Source organism: Streptomyces sp. NPDC042259 (assembly GCF_055582085.1).
On sequence record NZ_JBVJDW010000006.1, the window covers coordinates 1 to 24,081 of the forward strand.

Annotated in this window: 19 protein-coding genes, 1 rRNA gene and 1 pseudogene; 14 read left to right on the forward strand and 7 right to left on the reverse strand. The window is 73.3% G+C overall.

The annotated features are described in order from the left end of the window. From rrf to ACZ6MA_RS17780, 3 genes and pseudogenes are all read left to right on the forward strand, one after another. Positions 1-92: ribosomal RNA gene (gene rrf, locus ACZ6MA_RS17770) — 5S ribosomal RNA — on the forward strand; the annotation flags it as partial. 461 nt (positions 93-553) lie between these two features. Continuing rightward, positions 554-1,363, forward strand: a pseudogene (locus tag ACZ6MA_RS17775) (hypothetical protein); the annotation flags it as partial. Positions 1,364-1,537: 174 nt separating this feature from the next. After that, positions 1,538-2,374, forward strand: a complete 837-nt coding sequence (locus tag ACZ6MA_RS17780; protein WP_469435176.1) for a tetratricopeptide repeat protein — start codon at positions 1,538-1,540, stop codon at positions 2,372-2,374. A gap of 84 nt (positions 2,375-2,458) precedes the next feature. Here the strand turns inward: ACZ6MA_RS17780 and ACZ6MA_RS17785 are convergent, their stop codons facing one another. Continuing rightward, positions 2,459-3,742, reverse strand: coding sequence for a DUF1015 family protein (locus ACZ6MA_RS17785; protein ID WP_469434718.1), 1,284 nt, complete (start codon positions 3,740-3,742; stop codon positions 2,459-2,461). Between the two features lie 75 nt (positions 3,743-3,817). Between ACZ6MA_RS17785 and ACZ6MA_RS17790 the strand changes: the two genes are divergently transcribed. Then, positions 3,818-4,846, forward strand: coding sequence for an HAD-IIA family hydrolase (locus ACZ6MA_RS17790; protein ID WP_469434719.1), 1,029 nt, complete (start codon positions 3,818-3,820; stop codon positions 4,844-4,846). Positions 4,847-4,965: 119 nt separating this feature from the next. Here ACZ6MA_RS17790 and ACZ6MA_RS17795 read toward each other — a convergent pair whose 3' ends face one another. Together ACZ6MA_RS17795 and ACZ6MA_RS17800 are read right to left on the reverse strand one after the other, a co-directional pair. Next, positions 4,966-5,802 carry a siderophore-interacting protein gene (locus ACZ6MA_RS17795; RefSeq protein WP_469434720.1) on the reverse strand — a complete coding sequence of 279 codons (837 nt, stop codon included), beginning with the start codon at positions 5,800-5,802 and terminating at the stop codon, positions 4,966-4,968. Positions 5,803-5,864: 62 nt separating this feature from the next. After that, a complete protein-coding gene (locus ACZ6MA_RS17800; RefSeq protein WP_469434722.1) occupies positions 5,865-6,893 on the reverse strand; it encodes an ABC transporter substrate-binding protein in 1,029 nt (342 codons plus the stop codon). Positions 6,894-6,972: 79 nt separating this feature from the next. On the opposite strand from ACZ6MA_RS17800, the gene ACZ6MA_RS17805 reads away from it, so the two are divergent. The 3 genes from ACZ6MA_RS17805 to ACZ6MA_RS17815 all read left to right on the forward strand — a co-directional run bounded on the left by ACZ6MA_RS17805 (position 6,973) and on the right by ACZ6MA_RS17815 (position 9,979). After that, positions 6,973-8,025, forward strand: coding sequence for a FecCD family ABC transporter permease (locus ACZ6MA_RS17805; RefSeq protein ID WP_469434723.1), 1,053 nt, complete (start codon positions 6,973-6,975; stop codon positions 8,023-8,025). Further along, positions 8,022-9,056, forward strand: coding sequence for a FecCD family ABC transporter permease (locus ACZ6MA_RS17810; RefSeq protein WP_469434725.1), 1,035 nt, complete (start codon positions 8,022-8,024; stop codon positions 9,054-9,056). Before ACZ6MA_RS17805 ends, ACZ6MA_RS17810 begins: the two co-directional genes overlap by 4 nt. A 71-nt stretch (positions 9,057-9,127) precedes the next feature. Beyond that, positions 9,128-9,979, forward strand: coding sequence for an ABC transporter ATP-binding protein (locus ACZ6MA_RS17815; RefSeq protein ID WP_469434727.1), 852 nt, complete (start codon positions 9,128-9,130; stop codon positions 9,977-9,979). Here the strand turns inward: ACZ6MA_RS17815 and ACZ6MA_RS17820 are convergent. Then, complete coding sequence (locus ACZ6MA_RS17820) at positions 9,927-10,274, reverse strand: sterol-binding protein (protein ID WP_469434728.1); 348 nt, start codon at positions 10,272-10,274, stop codon at positions 9,927-9,929. The genes ACZ6MA_RS17815 and ACZ6MA_RS17820 overlap by 53 nt on opposite strands. Before the next feature lie 68 nt (positions 10,275-10,342). Here ACZ6MA_RS17820 and ACZ6MA_RS17825 point away from each other — a divergent pair, with 68 nt between their 5' ends. From ACZ6MA_RS17825 to ACZ6MA_RS17835, 3 genes are read left to right on the forward strand one after another with little or no spacing between them, the layout of a single operon-like run. Beyond that, positions 10,343-10,663, forward strand: coding sequence for a hypothetical protein (locus tag ACZ6MA_RS17825; RefSeq protein ID WP_469434729.1), 321 nt, complete (start codon positions 10,343-10,345; stop codon positions 10,661-10,663). 13 nt (positions 10,664-10,676) lie between these two features. After that, positions 10,677-11,492: a TlyA family RNA methyltransferase gene (locus ACZ6MA_RS17830; RefSeq protein ID WP_184733794.1), complete on the forward strand. Its 816-nt coding sequence runs from the start codon at positions 10,677-10,679 to the stop codon at positions 11,490-11,492. Continuing rightward, positions 11,489-12,451 carry an NAD kinase gene (locus ACZ6MA_RS17835; RefSeq protein ID WP_469434730.1) on the forward strand — a complete coding sequence of 321 codons (963 nt, stop codon included), beginning with the start codon at positions 11,489-11,491 and terminating at the stop codon, positions 12,449-12,451. Before ACZ6MA_RS17830 ends, ACZ6MA_RS17835 begins: the two co-directional genes overlap by 4 nt. A gap of 213 nt (positions 12,452-12,664) precedes the next feature. On the opposite strand, the gene ACZ6MA_RS17840 is transcribed toward ACZ6MA_RS17835, so the two are convergent. Next, entirely contained in the window at positions 12,665-14,107 is a 1,443-nt protein-coding gene (locus ACZ6MA_RS17840; RefSeq protein ID WP_469434731.1) for a S41 family peptidase, read from the reverse strand. 162 nt (positions 14,108-14,269) lie between these two features. On the opposite strand from ACZ6MA_RS17840, the gene recN reads away from it, so the two are divergent. Together recN and ACZ6MA_RS17850 are read left to right on the forward strand one after the other, a co-directional pair. After that, a complete protein-coding gene (gene recN / locus ACZ6MA_RS17845; protein WP_469434733.1) occupies positions 14,270-16,024 on the forward strand; it encodes a DNA repair protein RecN in 1,755 nt (584 codons plus the stop codon). 234 nt (positions 16,025-16,258) lie between these two features. Continuing rightward, a complete protein-coding gene (locus tag ACZ6MA_RS17850; protein ID WP_469434734.1) occupies positions 16,259-17,371 on the forward strand; it encodes a glycosyltransferase family 4 protein in 1,113 nt (370 codons plus the stop codon). An 87-nt stretch (positions 17,372-17,458) separates the two neighbouring features. On the opposite strand, the gene ACZ6MA_RS17855 is transcribed toward ACZ6MA_RS17850, so the two are convergent. Next, positions 17,459-19,099: a PucR family transcriptional regulator gene (locus ACZ6MA_RS17855; protein WP_469434735.1), complete on the reverse strand. Its 1,641-nt coding sequence runs from the start codon at positions 19,097-19,099 to the stop codon at positions 17,459-17,461. A 240-nt stretch (positions 19,100-19,339) separates the two neighbouring features. Beyond that, positions 19,340-21,142 (reverse strand): glycoside hydrolase family 15 protein, encoded by a 1,803-nt coding sequence (locus ACZ6MA_RS17860; protein WP_469434736.1) that lies wholly within the window; start codon positions 21,140-21,142, stop codon positions 19,340-19,342. Positions 21,143-21,677: 535 nt separating this feature from the next. Here ACZ6MA_RS17860 and ACZ6MA_RS17865 point away from each other — a divergent pair. Both ACZ6MA_RS17865 and ACZ6MA_RS17870 read left to right on the forward strand, forming a co-directional pair. Continuing rightward, complete coding sequence (locus tag ACZ6MA_RS17865) at positions 21,678-23,342, forward strand: CTP synthase (RefSeq protein ID WP_245381410.1); 1,665 nt, start codon at positions 21,678-21,680, stop codon at positions 23,340-23,342. A 101-nt stretch (positions 23,343-23,443) separates the two neighbouring features. Beyond that, entirely contained in the window at positions 23,444-24,070 is a 627-nt protein-coding gene (locus ACZ6MA_RS17870; RefSeq protein WP_469434738.1) for an NUDIX domain-containing protein, read from the forward strand. Positions 24,071-24,081: the final 11 nt, after the last annotated feature.

A 24,081-nucleotide genomic window follows, 5' to 3' on the forward strand; every position in this document is an offset into this window, starting at 1 on the left:
CGCCCGGTTACATTCCGAACCCGGAAGCTAAGCCTTTCAGCGCCGATGGTACTGCATGGGGGACCGTGTGGGAGAGTAGGACGCCGCCGAACAATATTTCAAGGACCCTTGGTCCCAGCGTTCACGCTGGGACCAAGGGTCCTTTTTGTTTTTGCCGAAGCGCGCCGGCCAGCTGGGTGCGCGAGAATGACTGCGGTACCCGAAGACAGGAGTCACGTCGATGTCCACCAACTCTCCCGACGATCGATCGGGCAGCGAGCCGAGGCGTGGTGCCCCTCGCGGGCCTCGACGCGACGACACGCGCGGCGGCTTCCGCCGCGACGACCGCCGCGATGACCGTCCTGCCTTCCGACGTGACGACCGTGGCGACGACCGTCCCCGTGGTCCGCGCCGGGAAGACGACCGTGGTGGCCGTCCCACCGGTGGTGGCTACGGCCAGCGTCGTGACGACGACCGCGGTGGTCGCCCCTCCAGTGGTGGTGGCTACGGCGGCCCCCGCCGTGACGACCGTGGTGGCCGCCCCGCCACCGGTGGTGGCTACGGCGGCCCGCGTCGCGATGACGACCGTGGCGGTTTCCGTCGCGATGACCGTCGTGATGACCGTGGTCCCCGTCGTGATGACGACCGTGGTGGCCGTCCCGGTGGCTTCGACCGCCGCGACGACCGTGGTGGCCGCCCCACCGGTGGCGGTTACGGCGGTCCCCGCCGTGACGACCGTGGCGGCGACCGCCCGCCGTTCCGTCGTGACGACCGTCGTGACGAGCGTGCCCCGCGCCGTGAGGACGACCGTGGTGGCCGTCCCACCGGTGGTGGCTACGGCGGTCCCCGCCGTGACGACGACCGTGGCGGTTTCCGTGGCGGCCGCGACGACCGTGGCGGCGACCGCCCCGCTTTCCGTCGTGACGACCGTCGTGATGACCGTGGTCCCCGTCGTGATGACGACCGTGGTGGCCGTCCCGGTGGCTTCGACCGCCGCGACGACCGCGGTGGCCGCCCCACCGGTGGCGGTTACGGCGGTCCCCGCCGTGACGACCGTGGCGGCGACCGCCCGCCGTTCCGTCGTGACGACCGTCGTGACGACCGCGGCCCCCGCCGCGACGACGACCGTCCGACGTTCCGTCGCGACGAGCGTGCCCCGCGCCGTGAGGACGACCGCGGTGGCTTCCGTCGCGATGACCGTCGTGACGACCGCGGCCCCCGCCGTGACGACGACCGTCCGACGTTCCGCCGTGACGAGCGTGCCCCGCGCCGTGAGGACGACCGTGGTGGCCGTCCCACCGGTGGTGGCTACGGCGGTCCCCGCCGTGACGACGACCGTGGCGGCTACCGTGGCGGCCGCGACGACCGTGGTCCGCGCCGTGATGACGACCGCGGTGGTTACCGCGGCGGTCGCGACGACCGTGGCTCGCGCCCGTCGTACCGCGACGACCGCCAGGGTGGCGGCGGCTACCGGGGGCGCGACGACCGTTCCGGTGGGTACGGGCGTCGTGACGACCGACGTGACGACCGGCGCGACGACCGCGAGCCGGTGAAGCGCCTGCCGATCCCCGACGACGTGACCGGCGACGAGATCGACAAGGACGTCCGGCAGGAGCTCATGAGCCTGCCCAAGGGCCTTGCCGAGGAGGTCGCGCGCAACCTCGTCATGGTGGCGAACCTGCTCGACGAGGACCCGGAGCAGGCGTACGCCTACTCCCGGATCGCGCTGCGGCTCGCCTCGCGTGTCGCCGCCGTGCGTGAGGCCGCCGGCTTCGCCGCGTACGCGACCGGCAAGTACACCGAGGCGCTCGCCGAGTTCCGTGCCGCCCGCCGTATGACGGGTTCCGTCGAGCTGTGGCCCGTCATGGCCGACTGCGAGCGCGGCATGGGCCGCCCCGAGCGCGCGCTGGCCATGGCCGGCGAGCCCGAGGTGGCGAAGCTGGACAAGGCCGGCCAGGTCGAGATGCGCCTGGTCGCCGCCGGTGCCCGCAAGGACATGGGCCAGGCCGACGCGGCCGTCGTGACGCTCCAGGGCCCCGAGCTGGCATCGAACTCGATCCAGCCGTGGACCGCCCGACTGCGTTACGCCTACGCCGACGCGCTGCTCGCGGTGGACCGCGAGGCCGAGGCGCGCGAGTGGTTCGCCAAGGCCCTCGAGGCCGACCAGGGCGGCATGACCGACGCGTCCGACCGGCTCGCCGAGCTCGACGGTGTGGAGTTCACGGACGCCATGGGCGACGAGGACGCCGTCGAGGTCGTCGCGGACGAGGCCGTGGCGGCGGACGTGGAGCCGGTCGCCTCCGGCAGCGCCGACGCCGAGGACGTCAAGGGTGACCAGGACGTCGAGGATGTCGTGGATGGTCAGGACGCCAAGGGCTCCGACGACAAGAGCTGATCGCTGAACGTGGAGGGCGGCACCCCGAAGACCCGGGGTGCCGCCCTCCACGCATGTCCGGACGCGGTCCGGACATGCGGGAACTCAGTTCAGCGCGAGGCTGCGCAGGACCAGGCCCGTGGCCGGCTTGGGGCCGAAGGACGTCGACTTGCGGGGCATGGTCACGCCCTGCGCGGCGAGTTCCCGTACGACGTCCTCGTGGACCGGGTGCATCAGCACGGCCGTGCCGCCGTGGCGCTCGGCCTGGGTGACGGCCGCCGCCGTCTCGTGGATGTAACCGATGTGCTCCGGGTCGTCCGCCACCCGCCAGACGTGCTCCAGGAGAGCGGAGTGCAGCACCGTCGCGTCGAGTCCGCGCCACGCCTGCGGGCGGTCGGTGGGGACCGTGCGGGCCAGCAGCTCCGGATCCGGGCGGTCCAGAAGGTGGAAGCGGCCGTCACCGGCGAGGACGAAGGCGTTGCCCCCGTCGGCGACGGCTTCGGCCAGCGCCTCCAGCGCGTTCGGCAAGGGGCCTTCCACGGTCCGCACCCGGAAGACGCCGTCCACGGCGGCCAGGGCCTCGGCGACCGGGAGCCGGTGCAGCAGACGGTGGATGGCCCGCACCCGCAGCGGGTAGCGGAAGGTGTCCACCAGGAGGACCAGACCGAAGTCCCAGGGGCCGGGGGCCGGCTGCTCGGCGCGCAGCCGCAGATAGGTGGCCCAGCGGTGGTGGCCGTCGGCGATCAGGGCCTGCCGGCCGGAGAGGTCCTCGTCGATCCGGGCCAGGTCGGCCGCGTCGGTGATCGACCACAGGCGGTGGGCGTAGCCGTCCTCGGTGGTCGTCGACAGCAGCGGTTCGGTGTGGATCACGCGCTCGATGACACCCGCCGCGCCCTGAGTGGGGCTCTCGCCACCCCGGTAGGAGAAGAGCAGCGGTTCCAGATTGGCCCCGGTGTCGCGCATCAGGGCGGCGCGGTCCTCGATGATGTGCGGCATGACGTCCTCATGGGGGAGGACGACGCCTTCGTCACGGGGGCTGAGGCGGAGGGCGCCGATCAGACCGCGTTGCAGTATGCCGTCACCGCGCTGCTCGTAGACGTACAGTGCGGGCTCGGGGTCGGCGGCGAGGATGCGCTCCTCCTGCCAGTGCCGCAGCGTCTCCGCGGCCTGCCGGTGCCGGTCGGCGGCGGTGGCGGCCTGCGGGAGGATCAGCCGGACGATGTTGTGCGGGTCGGCGGTCTCCAGGTGGCGCAAACCGTCCGGCCGCACGACGACGTCATAAGGGGGTGATGTCACAGCGGCGAGACTGCCCACCCGCTCGGGTACATAGCGAAGCCCTCGGAAGGGGGCGAGTTGAAGACCCTGCCCTGCATGACCTGGAGTGCTCATTGGGAAATGTTATGTCTCATGGGCGGATGAGCAATGATCTGTGAAGAGACGTACAGCACAAGGAGCGATCACACGATGAAGCAGACCGTCCGGACCGGCCCCGACGCCAGCGCGAAGCGGCTCAGCGAGGCCTATGACACGGCGCTGCTCGATCTCGACGGCGTGGTGTACGCGGGCGGCGAGGCCATCGCGCACGCCGTCGATTCGCTGGGCACGGCCCGGGACGGGGGCATGCACCTCGCCTACGTGACGAACAACGCGGCGCGCACCCCGGACGCCGTGGCCGAGCATCTGACGCGGCTGGGGGTGCCGGCCGAGCCGTCCGACGTGATCACGTCCGCGCAGGCGGTGGCCCGGCTGATCGCCGATCAGCTTCCGTCCGGGGCGCGGGTGTTGGTGATCGGCGCGGAGGGGCTGCGGGTCGCGCTGCGCGAGCGCGGGCTGGTGCCGGTGGACTCGGCCGACGACGACCCGGCCGCCGTGGCGCAGGGGTACGGCGGCCCCGACATGCCGTGGTCGCGGCTGGCGGAGGCGTCGTACGCGGTGGCGCGCGGCGTGCCGTGGTTCGCCTCGAACACGGATCTGACGATTCCGAGCGCGCGGGGCATCGCGCCCGGCAACGGCGCGGCCGTGCAGGCCGTGAGGACCGCGACGGGCGCCGAGCCGCAGGTGGCGGGCAAGCCGCTGCCGCCGATGCACCGGGAGACGGTGCTGCGGACGGGTGCCGAACGGCCGCTGGTGGTCGGGGACCGGCTCGACACGGACATCGAGGGCGCGCACGTGGGCGGCGTGGACTCGCTGCTGGTCCTCACCGGTGTGACGACGGTGGCGCAGTTGCTCGCGGCGGTGCCGGAGCACCGGCCGACGTATGTGGCGGAGGACCTGCGGGGGTTGCTGGAGCCGCAGCCGTCGGTGGAGGCCGTGGGTGAGGGCTTCCGGTGCGGGGGCTGGACGGCTTCGGCCGACGGCGAGGCGCTGGTGCTGGACGGGGACGGTGACCGTGCCGATGCCCTGCGGGCGCTTTGCGCGGCGGCGTGGACGGCGGCGGGGGAGGGCTCCTGCGCATTGTCCGCGACGGGTTCGCTTGCGCGGCTTGGCTGGTAGGTGGTTTTGCCGCCTGCGGCGGCTCAGCGCCCTGCGGGCGCGTCCTCAATCGCCGGACGGGCTCAATTTGAGCCCGTCCGGCGATTGAGGACGACCGCCGCGCAGCGGTGGTCCAGCTGTCACGTCAGTTCCGCGAGCAGGTCCTCTTCCGTGGCGCCGCGGCGCCAGTAGCCCGTGAAGGTCACCGCGCGGCGGTCGAAGCCGCGTTCGCCGACGAGGTGGCGGCGGAGTGCGCGGACGGTGCCGGATTCGCCGGCTATCCAGGCGTACGGGGTGCCGGCGGGCAGCTCCGCGGTGCGCAGGGCGTCGAGTACCGGTTCCCGGCCGGCGTCGCGGACCAGCCAGGTGATGTCGGCGTCGGCGGCGGTGGGAAGGTCCTGGACGTCGTCGGCGTGCGGGACCTCGATCCAGACCTTGGCCCTGGTGCCCGCCGGGAGCCAGGCGAGGATGCCGGCGGTGGCGGGCAGGGCGGTCTCGTCGGCGGTGACGAGGACCCAGTCGGTGCCGGCCGGCGGCTGGAAGTCCGCGCCGCCGTTGTCCGTGCCGACCGGGGCGAGGAGCACCGCGCGGTCGCCCGGGCGGGCGGCGTGGGCCCAGGTCGAGGCCGGGCCGGCGTGTCCGCTCGACGCGTCGTCGCCGACGCCGTGCAGGACGAAGTCGACGTCCATCTCGGCCGGCTCGTAGCGCATCTCCCGGACGGTGTAGGTGCGCATGACGGCCCGTTCGGACGGGTCCTGGGCCCGCCACTGCCCGAACCAGCTCTCGTCGAGGGCGGGCAGGACCGGCGCCTCCTGCCCCGGCCGGGGCAGGAACAGCTTGAAGCGCTGGTCGCGGCCGTCGACGACGACGTCATGGAGTTCGTCACCGCCGAAGGTGACGCGGACCATGGCGGGGCTGATCCGCTCGGTGCGTACGACGTGCGCGTCGAAGAAGCGGTAGGGCGGGGCGTCGGTCATGGGACCGGGGTCCTTTCGGGCGTCGTCGGGAGGCGGGGCGGGCCGGTGGGCGCCGGGCGGCCTCAGCTGACCTTCTTGGCCTTCTCGAGCGCGGCGGCGAGGCCCTCGACGAGCGGCGCGCAGCCGGCGTAGGAGTACCGCGGCTCGCTGAGCCAGGGGGTGATCTGGCCGGCCTTGACGGCGGGCAGCCCGGCCCAGGTGGGCTTGGACTCCAGGTCCTTGGGCTGCAGGGCGGAGGTGCGGTTGTCCAGGAGGATCAGGTCCGCGGCGTACTTGCCCGCGTTCTCCCAGCTGAGGCTCTCGAAGAAGCCGCCGGTGACCTTGTCGGGGACGATGAACTCGACGCCGAGCTGCTTGAAGTAGGTGAGGTCGGCGTAGACGCTCGGCTCGGAGACGTAGAGCAGGTCGGCGGAGCCGGACGCGCAGAGGACCTTCAGGCCCTTTTTCGCCTTGGCGGCCTTGCGGAGGGTCTCGGACGCCTTCTCGAAGCGTGCCTTCGCGTCCGTGACCTTCTTGGCCTTGAGGTCGGCGCCGAGCGACTCGGCGAGCGCGGCGTAGCGCGCGATGACCTGGGTCAGCGAGACCTTCGTGACATTGATTCCGACGCTGGGGGCGAGGCCGAGGATCTTCTTCTTGCTGTCGTCCGGCACGTACCAGAGGTCCTGCGCCTGGAGCATGTTGGTGACGAGCAGCTCGGGGCTCATGGCCGCGTACTTCTCGACGTTGAACTCGCCCCAGGCGTTGCCGAGGATCGTCACCTTGTCGACGTCGAGGTCACCGGCCTGCGGGTCGGGCTTGCCGTCCTTGAGCTTGGTCGGGCCGAAGACGCCCGCGCAGGTGAAGCCGAAGTCGTGGAGGGCGGCGGCGGTGCCGGTGAAGGCGACGACCTTCTTCGGGGTCTTGTCGGCCTTGACCGTGGTGCCCCGGTCGTCCTTGAAGGTCCAGGGACCGGAGTCGGTGCCCGAGCCGGAGCCGCCCGCGTCCTTCGAGCCGCCACCCCCGCAGGCGGTGAGGAAGGCGCCGATGCCGAGGGCGCCACCGGCGGCGAGGAGGCCGCGGCGGGAGGGGGAGGGGATGCGGGGGGTGCTCATGGGGATGTACTTCTCTCGGGAGTGCGTTCGAACGAACCTCGTTCGATGGGGTGGCGTCAGGGTAGGCTAACCTAACCGCGTGTTGGTCGAGAGTCCCCCCCAAACCTCAGCGGAACCGCCGAAATCGGCGGCGCCCCGCAGCCGGAGCGCGGCGCGCGGCGCCGGGCTGCTCGCCGCGGTCGCGCTGCTGGCGCTGGTCGTCGTCGCGAGCATCGCCGTCGGCGCCAAGCCCATCCCCCTGGACCAGGTCTGGCACGGGCTCTTCCACGCCGCGGGCAGCGACAGCGATGTGGTCGTGCGGGACGTGCGCGTGCCCCGCACCCTGCTCGGACTGCTCGTCGGAGCCGGTCTCGGACTCGCCGGCGTGGTGATGCAGGCACTCACCCGCAACCCGCTCGCCGACCCCGGACTGCTCGGCGTCAACGCCGGGGCCTCGGCCGCGGTCGTCTCCGCCGTCACCTTCTTCGGCGTCACCTCGGTGCGCGGCTACGTATGGTTCGCCTTCCTCGGCGCCGCCGTCGTCGCGGTGGTCGTCTATGCGCTCGGCGGCAGCCGGGGCGCGACCCCCGTACGGCTCGCGCTCGCGGGCACCGCGGTGACCTACGCGCTGTACGGGTACGTCAACTCCGTCCAGCTCCTGGACTCCGCCGCGCTCGACAAGATGCGCTTCTGGACGGCCGGTTCGCTCGCCGTCGCCGACGCGGACCTCGTACGGCAGATCACACCGTTCATCGCGGCCGGAGTGCTGATCGCCCTGGCGCTCGCCCGCCCGCTGAACGCCGTGGCGCTGGGCGACGACACCGCCCGCGCGCTCGGCGCCCGGCTGACCCGCACCCGCGTCCTCGCGATGCTCGCCGTCACGCTGCTGTGCGGCGCGGCCACCGCCGCCTGCGGCCCCATCGTCTTCATCGGCCTGATGGTCCCGCACATCGTCCGCAGTCTCACCGGCCCCGACCTGCGCTGGGTCATGCCGTACGCGGCCGTCCTGTCGCCCGTGCTGCTGCTCGGCGCGGACGTGATCGGCCGGGTCGTCGCCCGGCCCGGCGAACTCCAGGCCGGCATCGTCACCGCGCTCATCGGCGGGCCCGTCTTCATTCATCTCGTACGTCGCCGGAGGATGGCCCAGCTGTGACCGCCAAAACGATCCGCACCCGGGGCGGGCTGTCCCTGCGCGTGGCCCCCCGGTCGGCGCTCGTCGTCACGCTGCTCCTGGCCCTCGCGCTCGCCGCCTCGGTCGTCCTCATCGGCACCGGCGACTTCCCCATGACCCCCGCCGAGGTCCTCACGACCCTCACCGGTGGCGGCACCCCCGCCCAGGAGTTCATCGTCCACGACCTGCGGCTTCCCCGCGCCCTGGTCGGGCTGCTCGTCGGGGCGGCCCTCGGGCTGGCCGGCGCGGTCTTCCAGTCCGTCTCCCGCAACCCGCTGGGCAGCCCCGACGTGATCGGCTTCGGCCAGGGCTCCGCCGCCGGGGCCCTCACCGTCATCGTCCTCTTCCACGGCGGCACCTTCGCCGTGGCGGGCGGCGCCGTCGTCGGCGGCGTGGTCACCGGCCTCGCCGTCTATCTGCTCTCCTGGCAGAAGGGCATCCACGGCTACCGCCTCGTCCTCGTCGGCATCGGCGCGACCGCGGTGCTCACCGCCGCCCGCGACTACCTCATGACCAAGGCCGACATCGTCGACGCCACCCGGTCGATGGTGTGGATGGTCGGCTCGCTCAACGGCCGCGACTGGGAGCAGGTGTGGCCGCTGCTCGTCGTGTGCGGCGTCGTCTTCCCCGTCGTCCTCGGCCAGGGACGGTCCCTGCGGATGCTGGAAATGGGCGACGACGCCGCGTATGCGCTCGGCGTACGGGTCGAGCGGTGCCGGCTCGTGCTGGTGGTGGCCGCCGTGCTGCTGACCGCCGTCGCGACCGCCGCCGCCGGGCCCGTCGCCTTCGTCGCCCTGGCCGCGCCCCAGCTCGCCCGGCGGCTCACCCGCGCCCCCGGCCCCAACCTGGCCGCCGCCACCTGCATGGGCGCCGCCCTGCTGGTCGGCGCCGACTGGGCGTCCCAACGGATCTTCGGCGCCGACCAACTGCCCGTCGGCGCCGTGACCGGCATGCTCGGCGGCTGCTATCTGCTGTGGCTGCTGGTCACCGAACGCAAGGCGGGCCGGATATGAACGGGCCGCACCCCGACCACCGGCCCGCCGCCGGACAGCCGCACCGCGCCCAGGACCCCAGGAGAGACCCCATGAGCCGACTGGCGGCCGATTCCGTCACCCTCGCCTACGACCGGCGCGTCATCGCCGAGAACCTCTCGGTCGCGGTGCCCGACAACTCCTTCACGGTCATCGTCGGCCCCAACGCCTGCGGCAAGTCCACGCTGCTGCGCGCCCTGTCGCGGATGCTCAAGCCGACCGCCGGGTCCGTCCTCCTGGACGGCTCGGCCATCGACTCCTACCCCGCCAAGCGGGTGGCCCGCACGCTCGGGCTGCTGCCGCAGTCCTCCGTCGCCCCCGACGGGATCACCGTCGGCGACCTCGTCGCCCGCGGCCGCCACCCCCACCAGGGACTGCTGCGGCAGTGGTCGCGCGAGGACGAGCGGATCGTGACCGAGTCCATGGCCGCGACCGGCGTCGAGGCACTCGCCGACCGGTACGTCGACGAACTCTCCGGCGGGCAGCGCCAGCGGGTCTGGATCGCCATGGCCCTCGCCCAGCAGACCCCGCTGCTGCTCCTCGACGAACCCACCACCTACCTCGACATCCAGCACCAGATCGAGGTCCTCGACCTCTGCGCCGAACTGCACGAGGAGCAGGGCCGCACCCTGGTCGCCGTGCTGCACGACCTCAATCACGCCGCGCGCTACGCCACCCACCTGATCGCCATGCGCGACGGGCGGGTCGTCGCCGAGGGGGCACCGGCGGACGTCGTGACGGCCGAGCTGGTGGAGCGGGTGTTCGGGCTGCGCTGCCAGGTCATCGAGGACCCGGAGACCGCGACGCCCCTGGTCGTACCGGCCGCCCGGCGGTCCCGGCCCTCCCGGACCGCTACAGCAGCGACCGCAGGCGCAGCACGTCCCGCAGGCTCGCCTGCACCCTGACCCGGCCGCCGGCCCAGGCCTTGGCGAACTTCAGCCTGCCGTCGACCAGTGCCACCAGATCGTCACCGGACATCGTCAGGGCGATCTCCGCCCGCCGCTCGGGGGTCCCCGGCAGGGTCCGCACGTCCTGGATGTGCCCGCCCGCCAGATGACCCACGAAGGTGACGTCGAGATCGCTGATGTGACAGCTGAGCGAGCGGTCGGGCGCGGCGGCGTCGCGGAGGTCGCCGCCCGCCCCCGCGAGGTTCTCCGCCAGCCGGTCGAGTGCGCTGCGGCACTCCTCGATGGTCGCCATTGGGAGGGACGCTACCTCAGTGGATCGCGTACGCCGCACAGGCACCGTTTGGAGGTAGCGTCGGAGTCATGAGCGAAGCGATGAGCGGCGTGCCGGACGAGCCGGCGCCCCGGCCCAAAAGCGCCCCGGCCACCGGCGAGCGGACGCCCGGCGTCCCGCCCGGCGACGGACCGCTGCCGCTGGGGGTCGAGCGCACGCCCACCGGCGACGCCGCCGTGGACGCCCAGCTCCTCCGGCTGGCCGACGCCGACCACCTCGCCGCGTCCGGCCATCTGGAGGTGTACGAGGATGTACACCGGGGCCTGCGCGACGCGCTCACCGCGCTCGACCGGCGCCCCGGACCACCCGCGCCGTCCGGCGCCCCCGCTTCGTACGACCACAGGAGCTGAACCACTCGTGGCAGTGACCCGCCCGCGCCGCAGCCGACTCGACGCCGAGCTGGTGCGCCGGAAACTCGCCCGCTCCCGCGAGCACGCGAGCCAGCTGATCGCGGCGGGCCGGGTGACCGTCGGCGGCACGACCGCGACCAAGGCGGCCACCCAGGTGGAGATCAGTGCCGCCGTCGTCGTCACCCAGGACGAGAACGACCCGGACTACGTCTCCCGCGGCGGCCACAAGCTCGCCGGTGCCTTCGCCGCGTTCGTCCCGCTCGGCCTGAAGGTCGAGGGCCGCCGCGCGCTCGACGCCGGCGCCTCCACGGGCGGCTTCACGGACGTCCTGCTGCGCGCGGGCGCCGCCCACGTCGTCGCCGTGGACGTGGGCTACGGGCAGCTCGCCTGGTCGCTGCAGAGCGACGAGCGGGTCACCGTGAAGGACCGCACGAACGTCCGCGAGTTGACGCTGGAGCAGATCGACGACCAGCCCGTCGACCTGATCGTCGGCGATCTGTCCTTCATCCCGCTCGGCCTGGTGCTGCCCGCCCTCGTGCGCTGCGCCGCGCCCGACGCCGACCTGGTGCTGATGGTCAAGCCGCAGTTCGAGGTCGGCAAGGAACGGCTCGGTACCGGTGGGGTGGTGCGCAGCACCCAGCTGCGGGCCGAGGCGGTCCGCGCGGTCGCCGCCCGCGCGGCGGGGCTGGGCCTCGGCGTGCTGGGCGTGACGGCCAGCCCGCTGCCCGGGCCGTCGGGCAACGTCGAGTACTTTCTGTGGCTGCGCGCCGGAGCGCCCGAACTGGACCCGGCGGACGTTGACCGTGCAGTGGCGGAGGGGCCCCGTTGACCACTTCAGAAGCAGCATCAGCAGCATCGCAGGAGCAGGACCCGGCAGGGGAGGAGACCGGCGGACGCACGGTCTTCCTCCTCGCCCACACCGGCCGCCCGGCGGCCATCCGCAGCGCCGAGCTGGTCGTCCAAGGGCTGCTGCGCTGCGGAATCGGCGTACGGGTGCTGGCCGAGGAGGCCGCCGACCTGCCGCTGCCGCCCTCGGCCGAACTGGTGGAGGCCGGCCCCGGCAAGCCGGACGTCCTCCAGGGATGCGAACTCCTGGTGGTGCTCGGCGGGGACGGCACCCTGCTGCGCGGCGCCGAGTTCGCGCGGCGCTCGGGGGTGCCGATGCTGGGCGTGAACCTCGGCCGGGTCGGCTTCCTCGCCGAGGCCGAGCGCGACGACCTGGACAAGGTCGTCGACCGTGTCGTGACGCGGGCGTACGAGGTCGAGGAGCGGATGACCCTCGACGTGCTCGTGCGCAACGACGGGCACGTGGTGCACACCGACTGGGCGCTGAACGAGGCGTCGGTCGAGAAGGCCGCGCGCGAACGGCTGCTGGAGGTCGTCACCGAGGTCGACGGCAGGCCGGTCTCGCGGTTCGGTGGCGACGGCGTCGTCTGCGCCACCCCGACCGGTTCCACCGCGTACGCCTTCTCGGCGGGCGGCCCGGTGGTGTGGCCGGAGGTCGAGGCGCTGCTGATGGTCCCCATCAGCGCGCACGCGCTCTTCGCCAAGCCCCTGGTCACCGCGCCGGACTCGGTGCTCGCGGTGGAGGTGCAGCCGCAGACGCCCAACGGCGTGCTGTGGTGTGACGGCAGACGGACCGTCGAACTTCCCGCGGGAGCCCGGGTGGAGGTACGCCGGGGCGCGGTACCGGTGCGGCTGGCGCGTCTGCACCACGCCTCCTTCACGGACCGCCTGGTCGCGAAGTTCGCCCTCCCGGTCGCCGGGTGGCGGGGCGCGCCGCACTAGCCGTGGCCTTGGCCGGCGGGTCGTGTGAGTGGGCCCTGCGGGCCCGTGGCGTGCGCACCACCGCTGCGCGGCGGTAGTCCTCAATCTCCCCCAGCTACCGCTGGGAGGTGCCCCCAGCGGGCTTGGTGTGGCTGACCTCAGCCACACCAAGCCCGTCCGGCGGCGATTGAGGACGCGCCCGCAGGGCGCCCTGCCGCCGCAGGCGGACGGGCCTTAGCGGAGTCGTCCGGAAAGCCACGCCCGTGCCGCGGCGAGAGCCGAATCGCGGCCTTCCGCCAGCTCCCTCCGGGTGAACACCTCCGTGCGGATCCGCGGCGGGATGCCCGTGCCGTCGTAGGTCGTGCGGCCGTCCCGCGGGCTCAGGAACTCCTCGTTGGGGAGCCAGAACTTCCAGCCGTTAGGCAGCGTGCGCATCAGCTTGTCCGAGAACAGGCCCTGGGTGTTCTCGCCGATCAGCATGGGCTTCGGGGCCCGGCCCAGCAGCGCCTGGGTGAGGGTCTCGCCCGCGCTCATCGTGAGCCGCCCGGTGAGGACGGCCAGCGGCCCGGTATAGAGCGGGCCCCGGTGCGGGCGGACCGGGACCGGCTCGGCGGGGGTGAACTTCCGGGGGTCGCGGGCGTCGTTCCGGGCGTGCTTGAGATAGGCCGGGTAGGACCGGTCGCTGAGCCGGTCGGCCACGTCCAGGGCGAGGCGGTCGGAGCCGCCGCCGTTGAGCCGCAGATCGAGGACCAGACCGCGCAGCGCCTTCGGGCCGGTCGTGCGGGCGGCGGTGAAGACCTCGTCGAGGGCCTTGCCGAGCACGGCCCTGTCGGCCTCGTAACTCTTCTCCGGCGCGTAGTTCTGGAAGCCGGTGATCCGGAGGAAGCCGATCCGGTCGGTGCTCTCGGAGTAGGTGATCATCCCGTGGGCCCGGGAGAGCCGGAGATCCCCGACGGGGCCGGCCAGAACCGCTTCGTCGATACGCTTGCGCGCCCCCTCCCGGGGCATGACGGTGTCCTGGCGGATGCCGGAGAAGAAGTCCTCGGGCCTGGTGAGGTCGACCAGCCCGGTGTGCCCGTCGTGCAGCGGCCGGATCATCTCCGACAGGATCGAGAACAGCTCGGCCGGGCGGGTCGTGCCGGTGACCCGGGGCCGGAAGCGCTCCCGTGCGGCGTTCCAGTCGACCTTCCGGGCGGCGAAGAACGGGTAGTTCTCGGCATAGGTCTGCCAGTAGACGTCGAAGACGTCCCGCGGGTCGGCACGGGCGTCCGGGGCGGGGGCCCTCGTGCCCCGGCAGGGCGCGGGCAGTGCGGCCGTGCGGCGCAGCGTGCGGTGGCCCACGTCGTCGGCGAAGGCGAACTCCGCCCGGTCCGGGCCCGTCGGATCCACCGTGAGCACGTCGCCGCCCTGCCGGAACGGGCCCGTGGCCTTCGGGCGGGTGGCGGTCAGCTCCCCGGGAAGGCAGCTGACGGCCGTGGTCTCGTACGTCCGCAGCCGTCGCCCGCCGTCCTCGACGGAGACGACCGTGCCGTAGCCGTCCATGCGCCACGTGCCGTCCGGCCCCGCCGGGCGGGGCCCGCGGGCGCCCGCGCTCCCGGTGCCGAGGGCGGTGGACAGGGCGACCGCGGCGGCGAGCAGGAGCGCGGCGGCGCGGGGCGTATGGTGTCGAACGCTCATACGGGCCTCGTGGGTGTGGTGAGGGACCGGTGGGACCTGCCGACGACAAGCCTGGCCGGTAAGGGGCTCCGGGGCCATGGAGCGGTCACCCGGACCGGTGGTGGGGCTGCCCGCAGGGCGGTCGGTGGGGGTGGCCGTCGCGAGGCGCCCCCGGAACCTCGTATGGTCGTATCCGTGTTGGAGGAGATGCGGATCCGGTCCTTGGGCGTCATTGATGACGCGGTGGTCGAGCTGTCGCCCGGTTTCACCGCGGTGACCGGCGAGACCGGCGCGGGCAAGACCATGGTCGTCACCAGCCTCGGTCTGCTGCTCGGCGGGCGTGCCGACCCCGCCCTGGTGCGGATGGGGGCCAAGGCCGCCGTGGTCGAGGGGAGGATCACCGTCGACCACCGGTCGCCCGCGGCCGTCCGGGCCGAGGAGGCCGGCGCCGAACTCGACGACGGCACGCTGCTCATCAGCCGTACCCTCTCCGCCGAGGGGCGCTCACGCGCCCACCTCGGCGGCCGGAGCGTGCCCGTGGGGCTGCTGGCGGAGCTGGCGGACGACCTGGCCGCCGTGCACGGCCAGACCGACCAGCAGGGGCTGCTGCGCCCGGCCCGGCAGCGGCAGGCCCTCGACCGGTACGCGGGCGACGCGGTGTCCGTGCCGCTCGCCAAGTACGGCGGCGCCTACCGCCGGCTGCGGGCCGTCGTCGCCGAGCTGGAGGAGCTGACCACGCGCGCCCGCGAGCGCGCCCAGGAGGCCGACCTGCTGCGCTTCGGCCTGGACGAGATCGCCGCCACCGAGCCCCTGCCGGGGGAGGACGCCGAACTCGCCGCCGAGGCCGAGCGGCTCGGCCACGCCGAGGCCCTCGCCTCCGCGGCCACCGCCGCGCACGCCGCCCTCGCCGGAAACCCCGAGGACCCCGAGGCGTTCGACGCCACCAGCCTCGTCGCGGGCGCCCACCGCGCCCTGGAGACCGTGCGCTCCCACGACCCCGCCCTCGCCTCGCTTGCCGAGCGGCTCGGCGAACTCGGCATCCTCCTCGCGGACGTGGCCGGGGAACTGGCCGGCTACGCCTCCGACCTCGACGCCGACCCCCGCCGGCTCGCGGCGGTGGAGGAACGCCGCGCCGCCCTGACACACCTGACCCGCAAGTACGGGCCGGACATCGCCGCCGTGCTGGCCTGGGCCGAGGAGAGCGCGGCCCGGCTCGGCGAGCTGGAGGGCGACGACGACCGCATCGGCGAACTCACCGCCGAGCGGGACGCGCTCCGCGCCGAGCTGGGCGAGCTGGCGCAGACCCTGACCGACGCCCGTACGGAGGCGGCGAAGCGATTCGCCGACGCGGTCACCGCCGAACTCGCCTCGCTCGCCATGCCGCACGCGCGCGTCACCTTCTCCGTCCGGCAGACCGAGGTGGACCCGCCGGAGTCCGGCATCGAGGTCGGCGGCCGGGCCGTCGCGTACGGACCGCACGGCGCCGACGACGTCGAGCTGCTGCTCGCCCCGCATCCCGGCGCCCCGCCGCGTCCCATCGCGAAGGGGGCGTCCGGTGGTGAGCTGTCCCGCGTCATGCTCGCCGTCGAGGTGGTCTTCGCGGGCTCCGACCCCGTGCCGACGTACCTCTTCGACGAGGTCGACGCCGGCGTCGGCGGCAAGGCCGCCGTCGAGGTCGGCCGCCGGCTGGCGCGGCTGGCCCGCACCGCGCAGGTCGTGGTGGTCACCCACCTCCCGCAGGTGGCGGCCTTCGCCGACCGCCATCTGGTGGTGGAGAAGACCCACGAGGGCTCGGTGACCCGAAGCGGCGTACAGGCCCTGGAAGGCGAGGACCGGGTGCGCGAGCTGTCCCGCATGCTGGCGGGCCAGGAGGACTCCCAGCTGGCCCGCGCCCACGCCGAGGAACTCCTGGCGGCGGCCCGCGAGACGGGGTACTGAGCGGCGCCCGGACGACCGCTCGTCGGCGATGGCCCGGCCTGGTCTTGGTTACGGACGCCCTGGTCACTCATGTGAGTGAATCCGTGGATGCGTGGGCGAGGTAAGGCCGACATATCACGCAATGCTGGTGCAGGGATGCCGGTGGGGGCTGGCATCCTGGGCTCAGCACCGTGTCGTACGACTCTGCCCGACTCTGCCCGACTCCGCCGACGTCGAATCAGGAGCTCCGCCCGCGTGAGCAGTACACCCGGCCTGTCGCACACGCGGCCGTCCCTGCACGCCGTTCAGGTCCTGGGCAGCGGGAGCGCGGGCAGTGGCGCGCACGTACGGTCGCTCGCGGCCGGGCTCGTGGCGCGCGGGCTGCGGGTGACGGTGTGCGCACCGCGCGGGACGGGGGAGGGGTACGCCTTCGCGGGCTCGGGAGCCTCCTTCGCCCCGCTGCCGACCTGCGCGGACGCGTCGGCGGTCGCCGGGATCCGGGCCGCCAGCGCCGGTGCCGACGTCGTGCACGCGCACGGACTGCGCTCCGGGGTGCTGGCGGCGCTGGCGCTGCGCGGACGGCACACGCCGCTGGTCGTCACCTGGCACACGAAGGTGCGCGCGCAGGGCGCCCGGGCCCATGTCGTGCGGCTGATGGAGCGGCGCGCGGCACGGGCCGCGGCGGTCCTGCTCGGCGCCTCGTCGGACCTCGTCGACCGGGCCCGGCGGCGCGGCGCGCGTGATGCCCGGCTGGCGCCGGTGGCGGTGCCCGCCCCGCGCCCCGGCCCGTCGGAGGACGACTGCCTGCGCCACAAGGCCCGCGCGGAACTGGGTGCGGTGGCCCGGCCCTTGCTGGTCGCCGTCGGCGCCCTGGAGCCGGGCCGGGGCTACGGCCCGCTGCTCGACGCCGCGCGGGCCTGGCGGGAGCTGGACCCCGAACCGCTGCTGATCGTGGCGGGCGAGGGCCCCGAGCGGCCGTGGATACAGCACCGGATCGAGACCGAAGCCCTGCCGATCCGGTTGGTCGGCCGGCGCGACGACGTGCCCGAACTGCTGGCGGCGGCCGACGTGGCGATCCTGCCGAGCCGTTGGGAGGCCCGCTCGCTCCTGGCCCAGGAGGCGCTGCACGCGGGCGTCCCGCTGGTCGCGACCTCGGTCGGCGGCGTACCGGAATTGGTCGGCGACGCCGCCGAACTCGTCCCCTACGGCGACCCGGACGCCTTGTCCACCGCCGTCACCCGCCTCCTCGACGACCCCGCCCGCCGTGCGGAACTCGCCGCCGCGGGCCGTGCGCAGGCGGCGAGCTGGCCGTCGGAGGACGATACGGTCGCCCATGTACTGAGCATTTACGACGAACTCACGGCCTGAGCGCCCTGCGGGCGCGTCCTCAATCTGCCCCAGCTACCGCTGGGAGGTGCCCCCAGCGGGCTTGGTTGGGCCGGGCTCAGCCCGTACTCACGTCACGTGCCGCCGGGCCTGCAAGGCCAGGTTCAGGGCCAGGGCTGTCTGGGGGTCGTCCAGGTCCGTGCCCAGGAGGCGGGCGATGCGGGCCAGGCGGTCGTAGAGGGTCTGGCGGTTGAGGTGGAGTTCGCGTGCGGTCTCCGCCTTGCGGCCCGCGTGGGCGAGGTAGGTCTCCAGGGTCGGCAGGAGCGGTGGGCGGGCGGCGCGGTCATGGGCGAGGAGCGGGCCGATGACCCGCTCGACGAACGCCGTCAGATCACCGTGGGAGCGCAGCCGCCACAGCAGCAGGTCGACGTCCAGACGCCGCACATCGTGCCAGGGCCGGTCCGGCAGCACCCGCGCCGCCGTCGCCGCGTCCGCCGCGTGCCGCAGGGCCGCACCCGCCGCCGGCCAGCCGACCGCCGCCCCGACCACCACGACCGGCGGCCGGGAACCCGCCCGTTCCGGCCACGCCCGGCCCACCCCGGCCCGCAGCGCCGCCGCCACCCGCTCGGCGACCGCCCCACGGTCGGCCTCCTCGCGCAATCCGACCAGCAACGGCATCCGGCCCTCCGGCAGCCGCACGCCCAGCAGCACCGGCGCGCCCACCGCCGTCAGTTCCTCCCGCACCGCATGGGTCAGGGCCGCCCAGCTGTCCGCCGGCGCCGGGCCCGCGTGCCGGGGCTCCGGCCGCAGCACCACCGGCAGCAGCGGGCCCGGGCCCGGCCTGAACCCCAGCACCCGGGCCTGGGCGGGTGCGTCCGCCGGATCCAGCCGCTCTTCCGCGAGGTCGGTCAGGAAGTCACCGCGCCCCCGCGCCGCCAGCTCCTCCTCCTGGCGCTCCTGGAGCAGGACGACCGCCAGCAGCCCTGCCGTACGGTCCGCCGCGATGCGGTGCACCGGTGCGAGCGGCGCGTTCACCGGCAGCACGGCCAGCCGGGCCCGTACCGCGTCGGGGCCCGGGCCGCTGCCCGGGATGTCGGCGAGCACGCTGCCCGCGAGCCCCCCGCCCGGGCCGGCCCCGGCCCGCAGCCCCTCCCAGACCTGGAGCGGATCGGCGGCACCCGGCTGCGGCGCGGGACCGGTCGCGTACAGCAGCCGGCCGTCCGGCGTCTCCAGGAAGACCGGGTTGCCCGCGAACCCCGCGAACAGCCGGAGGATCTCCGGTACCCCGCCCCCGTCCAGCAGCACTCGGGTGCACTGCCGGTGCACCTCCTCGGCCCGGCGCAGCAGGGCGTAGTGCTCGTTGACCAGCTCGGTGTGGATCTCCTCGGTCACCGCCACGAACGGCACCTCCCGGTGCAGCTGGACGAGCGGCAGCCCGTAGGAGCGGGCCGTGTCCACCACCGCGGCGGGCAGCGTCGCGAAGCGCGCGCCCAGCTCCACCACCAGGGCGGCGATGTCCCGCTCCACCAGACCGCGGACGAACGCGCGCTGCTCGGCGGGGCGGGTGCCCAGCCCCAGGCCGGTGGTCAGCAGCAGCTCGCCGCCCTTGAGCAGCGCGGCGATGTTCGGCGCCTCCCCGGCGTGCACCCAGCGCACCGGGCGGTCCAGCCGGTCGGGGGCGGCCACGACCTCGGGCAGCCCCCGGCGCAGCGCGGGCAGTTCGAGCGCCCGCGCCACGGTGATCGTCCCTTGCGGGCCTCGCGGTTCCATTCCCCGATCCTCGCAGGGCCGCGTCTCGCCTGGCCGGCGGTCTCTTCGACTGCGGGCCGGTCCGTGCCGCCTGCGGCGGCTGAGCGCCCTGCGGGCGCGTCCTCAAGCGCCGGACGGGCTTGATTCGAGCCCGTCCGGCGCTTGAGGACAGAACACAGCAGCCCGTCCGGCGCTTGAGGGCACCTCCGTGCAACGGTGCTGTCCACGCCACGGGCCGCCGCGCCCGTACGTGTGCGCCGGTCAGCCCCCGAACGCGCTCGACGCCGTCAGCCGCAGTGCCGTGTCGATCAGCGGCACGTGGCTGAACGCCTGCGGGAAGTTGCCCACCTGCCGCTGCAGGCGCGGATCCCATTCCTCCGCGAGCAGTCCCAGGTCGTTGCGGAGCGCCAGCAGCCGTTCGAAGAGCTGCCGGGCCTCGTCCACCCGGCCGATCATCGCGAGGTCGTCCGCGAGCCAGAACGAGCAGGCCAGGAAGGCCCCTTCGTCACCCTCAAGACCGTCCACGCCCGCGTCCTCGCCGGCGGTCGGGTAGCGCAGCACGAAACCGTCCGGCGTCGACAGCTCGCGCTGGATGGCCTCGATGGTGCCGATGACGCGCTTGTCGTCGGGCGGCAGGAAGCCCATCTGCGGGATCAGCAGCAGCGAGGCGTCCAGCTCCTTGGAGCCGTAGGACTGCGTGAAGGTGTTGCGCTCCTTGTCGTACCCCTTCTCGCAGACGTCCCGGTGGATGTCGTCGCGCAGCTCGCGCCAGCGCTCCAGCGGGCCGTCCACGTCCCCGGACTCCAGGAGCTTGATGGTGCGGTCCACCGCCACCCAGGCCATCACCTTGGAGTGCACGAAGTGCCGCCGCGGGCCGCGCACCTCCCAGATGCCCTCGTCCGGCTCGTTCCAGTGGTCCTCGAGATAACCGATGAGGCGCAGCTGAAGCAGCGAGGCGTAGTCGTTGCGGGCGAGCCCGGTCATGTGCGCGAGGTGCAGCGCCTCGGTGACCTCGCCGTAGACGTCCAGCTGGAGCTGGCCCGCCGCGCCGTTGCCGATCCGGACCGGGCCGGAGTTCTCGTAGCCCGGCAGCCACGGCAGCTCCGCCTCGCCCAGCTCGCGCTCGCCCGCGATGCCGTACATGATCTGGAGGTTCTCCGGGTCGCCGGCGACCGCGCGCAGCAGCCACTCGCGCCAGGCCCGCGCCTCTTCGCGGTAGCCGGTGCGCAGCAGCGAGGAGAGGGTGATCGCGGCGTCCCGCAGCCAGGTGAAGCGGTAGTCCCAGTTGCGGGAGCCGCCGATGTCCTCGGGCAGCGAGGTGGTGGGCGCGGCGACGATGCCGCCCGTCGGGGCGTAGGTGAGCGCCTTGAGGGTGATCAGCGAGCGGACGACGGCGTCCCGGTAGGGGCCGTGGTACGTACAGTGCTCGACCCACTCCCGCCAGAACTCCTCCGTCGCCTCCAGCGACCCTTCCGGATCGGGCAGCGCGGGCGGCTCACGGTGCGAGGGCTGCCAGCTGATGGTGAAGGCGACCCGCTCGCCGGGGGCGACGGTGAAATCCGAATAGGTGGTGAGGTCCTTGCCGAAGGTCTCGGCCGAGGTGTCCAGCCACACCGAGTCGGGGCCCGCGACGGCCACCGTGCGCTCGCCGACCTTGTGAACCCACGGCACGACCCGCCCGTAGGAGAACCGCATCCGCAGCGAGGAGCGCATCGGCACCCGGCCGCTGACGCCTTCCACGATCCGGATCAGCTGGGGAGCGCCGTCACGCGGCGGCATGAAGTCGATCACCCGCACGGTGCCGCGCGGGGTGTCCCACTCGGATTCGAGCACGAGGGAGTCCCCCCGGTACCGGCGCCGGTCCGCGTGCGGTGGTGCCGCTCCCGAGGGGTGTGCGGGACCGATGCGCCAGAAGCCGTGCTCCTCGGTGCCCAGCAGCCCGGCGAATGTCGCGTGGGAATCAAAACGGGGGAGGCACAGCCAGTCGGCCGTGCCGTCCCGGCAGACAAGGGCGGCGGTCTGCATATCGCCGATGAGTGCGTAATCCTCGATACGCCCGGCCACGTCATCTCCAGTCGAACGGCCACGTGACCCCGAAGGGTCCTCTTGCGGTCAAGCGATCTTTGACGAGCTCTTGTTCCGGGGAGGGGCAGGGATGGTGCCGTGCCGGCCGGCTCGCTGCATGTGTCCGTGCAGGATACGACGCCCCGTTGGTGCGACGCGCGACAGTTGGTGGAGGAAACTGTGCCGAATGGGTGGCCTGGGAGGCCGGACCGGACGGGCCGGCGAAGGTGTCCCCGAGGGGGCGCACAGGTGTCGCGAAGGGGCCGCCCAAGGGACCCGAAGGAGACGCGCGAGGGCCGTGGAAGGGTTGCCGGAAGGCTGTCGGAGGCCCGCCGGAGAGGCTGTCGGAGGCCCGTCGAAGGGGCCGCCGGGGGGCCGCCACCGCGTCACCGGACGCGTCCGGCCCCGGGCGCTGATACCCTGGTACCCCGTGGACCGGTGGGCGCAAGACCCCCCAACCGCAGCGACGGCACCCCCGAAGAAATCCGGGTGATCGCCGGTACGCACCTCACCTCGCGACCACGGGAGCCCCCCTTTGGCCATTGCCGCAAAGCCCACGACGACCAAGCACCTCTTCGTCACCGGGGGTGTCGCTTCCTCGCTCGGCAAGGGGCTGACCGCCTCCAGCCTGGGTGCGCTGCTCAAGGCGCGGGGTCTGCGGGTCACGATGCAGAAGCTCGACCCGTACCTGAACGTCGACCCCGGCACGATGAACCCGTTCCAGCACGGTGAGGTGTTCGTCACCAACGACGGCGCCGAGACCGACCTCGACATCGGCCACTACGAGCGCTTCCTCGACGTCGACCTCGACGGCTCCGCCAACGTCACCACCGGCCAGGTCTACTCCACCGTGATCGCCAAGGAGCGGCGCGGCGAGTACCTGGGCGACACCGTGCAGGTCATCCCGCACATCACCAACGAGATCAAGCACCGCATCCGGCGCATGGCGACCGACGACGTCGACGTCGTCATCACCGAGGTCGGCGGCACCGTCGGCGACATCGAGTCGCTGCCGTTCCTGGAGACGGTCCGCCAGGTCCGCCACGAGGTCGGCCGCGACAACGTCTTCGTCGTGCACATCTCGCTGCTGCCCTACATCGGTCCCTCGGGCGAGCTCAAGACCAAGCCGACCCAGCACTCGGTCGCCGCCCTGCGCAACATCGGCATCCAGCCCGACGCGATCGTGCTGCGCGCCGACCGTGAGGTGCCCACCGCCATCAAGCGCAAGATCTCGCTGATGTGCGACGTCGACGAGGACGCGGTGGTGGCCGCGATCGACGCCCCCTCGATCTACGACATCCCCAAGGTGCTGCACACCGAGGGCCTGGACGCCTACGTCGTGCGCAAGCTCGACCTGCCGTTCCGCGATGTGAACTGGACCCAGTGGGAGGACCTGCTGGACCGTGTCCACAACCCCGACCACGAGGTCACCGTCGCGCTCGTCGGCAAGTACATCGACCTGCCCGACGCCTACCTCTCGGTCACCGAGGCCATTCGCGCCGGCGGCTTCGCCAACCGCGCCAAGGTCAAGGTCAAGTGGGTCGCCTCGGACGACTGCAAGACGCCCGCGGGCGCCAAGAAGCAGCTCGCCGACGTCGACGCGATCTGCATCCCCGGCGGCTTCGGCGACCGCGGTGTGAACGGCAAGGTCGGCGCGATCACCTACGCCCGGGAGAACAAGGTCCCGCTGCTGGGCCTGTGCCTGGGTCTGCAGTGCGTCGTCATCGAGGCCGCCCGCAACCTCGCGGGCATCGAGGGCGCGAACTCCACCGAGTTCGACCCCGCCACGGCCAACCCGGTCATCTCCACCATGGCCGAACAGATGGACATCGTCGCCGGTGAGGGCGACATGGGCGGCACCATGCGGCTCGGCATGTACCCGGCGAAGCTCGCCGAGGGCTCCATCGTCCGTGAGGTCTACGACAACGAGCCCTACATCGAGGAGCGTCACCGTCACCGCTACGAGGTGAACAACTCCTACCGCGCCGAGCTGGAGAAGAAGGCCGGTCTGGTCTTCTCGGGCACCTCCCCGGACAACAAGCTCGTCGAGTACGTCGAGTACCCGCGTGAGACGCACCCCTACCTGGTCGCCACCCAGGCGCACCCGGAGCTGCGCTCCCGCCCGACCCGCCCGCACCCGCTCTTCGCGGGTCTGGTCAAGGCGGCCGTCGCCCGCCGGCAGTCCGCCCAGCAGGGCTGACCGCGGGCCGACCGGTGGTCGGCCTATACGGTTACCGGGGTGGGGGTCTGCAGGCAGACCCCCACTCCGGTTTCTGTTTTTCGGAAGGACGCGGACGCGACATGGGCATCAAGGACAACGCCGAAGAGTGGCGGATCACCGAGACGAAGACGCCGTTCGTCGGCAACAAGACCAGCGTGGTCACGGACGCGGTGGTGATGCCGGACGGCTCCACCGCCACCCGCGACTACCAGGTGCACCCCGGCTCGGTCGCCGTCCTCGCCCTCGACGAGCAGGACCGGGTGCTGGTCCTCAAGCAGTACCGCCACCCGGTGCGCCAGCGGCTGTGGGAGATCCCGGCCGGTCTGCTCGACATCCCCGGCGAGAACCCGCTGCGCGCGGCCCAGCGCGAGCTGTACGAGGAGGCGCACGTCAAGGCGGAGGACTGGCGGGTCCTCACCGACGTCTACACCACACCGGGCGGCTGCGACGAGGCCGTACGGATCTTCCTGGCCCGTGACCTGTCCGAGGTGGAGGGCGAGCGGTTCGAGGTCTCCGAGGAGGAGGCCGACATGGAACTGGCCCGGGTCCCGCTGGACGAGCTGGTGCGCGGTGTCCTCGCGGGTGATCTCCACAACAATTGCCTGGTCGTGGGCGTCCTCTCCCTCGTCGCGGCCCGGGCCTCCGGCGCCGTCGACGACCTCCGCCCGGCACAGGCACCTTGGCCTGCCCGGCCGTTCGAGGTGTGAGCGGTCGCCAG

What these genes read in the sequence shown, in the direction of transcription:
- ACZ6MA_RS17855 (WP_469434735.1), bottom strand. Translation starts at nt 19,099, where the DNA reads ATGGAACCGCGAGGCCCGCAAGGGACGATCACCGTGGCGCGGGCGCTC.
- ACZ6MA_RS17870 (WP_469434738.1), top strand. Translation starts at nt 23,444, where the DNA reads ATGGGCATCAAGGACAACGCCGAAGAGTGGCGGATCACCGAGACGAAG.
- ACZ6MA_RS17840 (WP_469434731.1), bottom strand. Translation starts at nt 14,107, where the DNA reads ATGAGCGTTCGACACCATACGCCCCGCGCCGCCGCGCTCCTGCTCGCC.
- ACZ6MA_RS17815 (WP_469434727.1), top strand. Translation starts at nt 9,128, where the DNA reads ATGAGCCGACTGGCGGCCGATTCCGTCACCCTCGCCTACGACCGGCGC.
- ACZ6MA_RS17820 (WP_469434728.1), bottom strand. Translation starts at nt 10,274, where the DNA reads ATGGCGACCATCGAGGAGTGCCGCAGCGCACTCGACCGGCTGGCGGAG.
- ACZ6MA_RS17800 (WP_469434722.1), bottom strand. Translation starts at nt 6,893, where the DNA reads ATGAGCACCCCCCGCATCCCCTCCCCCTCCCGCCGCGGCCTCCTCGCC.
- ACZ6MA_RS17790 (WP_469434719.1), top strand. Translation starts at nt 3,818, where the DNA reads ATGAAGCAGACCGTCCGGACCGGCCCCGACGCCAGCGCGAAGCGGCTC.
- ACZ6MA_RS17795 (WP_469434720.1), bottom strand. Translation starts at nt 5,802, where the DNA reads ATGACCGACGCCCCGCCCTACCGCTTCTTCGACGCGCACGTCGTACGC.
- ACZ6MA_RS17785 (WP_469434718.1), bottom strand. Translation starts at nt 3,742, where the DNA reads ATGAGCACTCCAGGTCATGCAGGGCAGGGTCTTCAACTCGCCCCCTTC.
- ACZ6MA_RS17825 (WP_469434729.1), top strand. Translation starts at nt 10,343, where the DNA reads ATGAGCGAAGCGATGAGCGGCGTGCCGGACGAGCCGGCGCCCCGGCCC.
- recN (WP_469434733.1), top strand. Translation starts at nt 14,270, where the DNA reads ATGGTCGTATCCGTGTTGGAGGAGATGCGGATCCGGTCCTTGGGCGTC.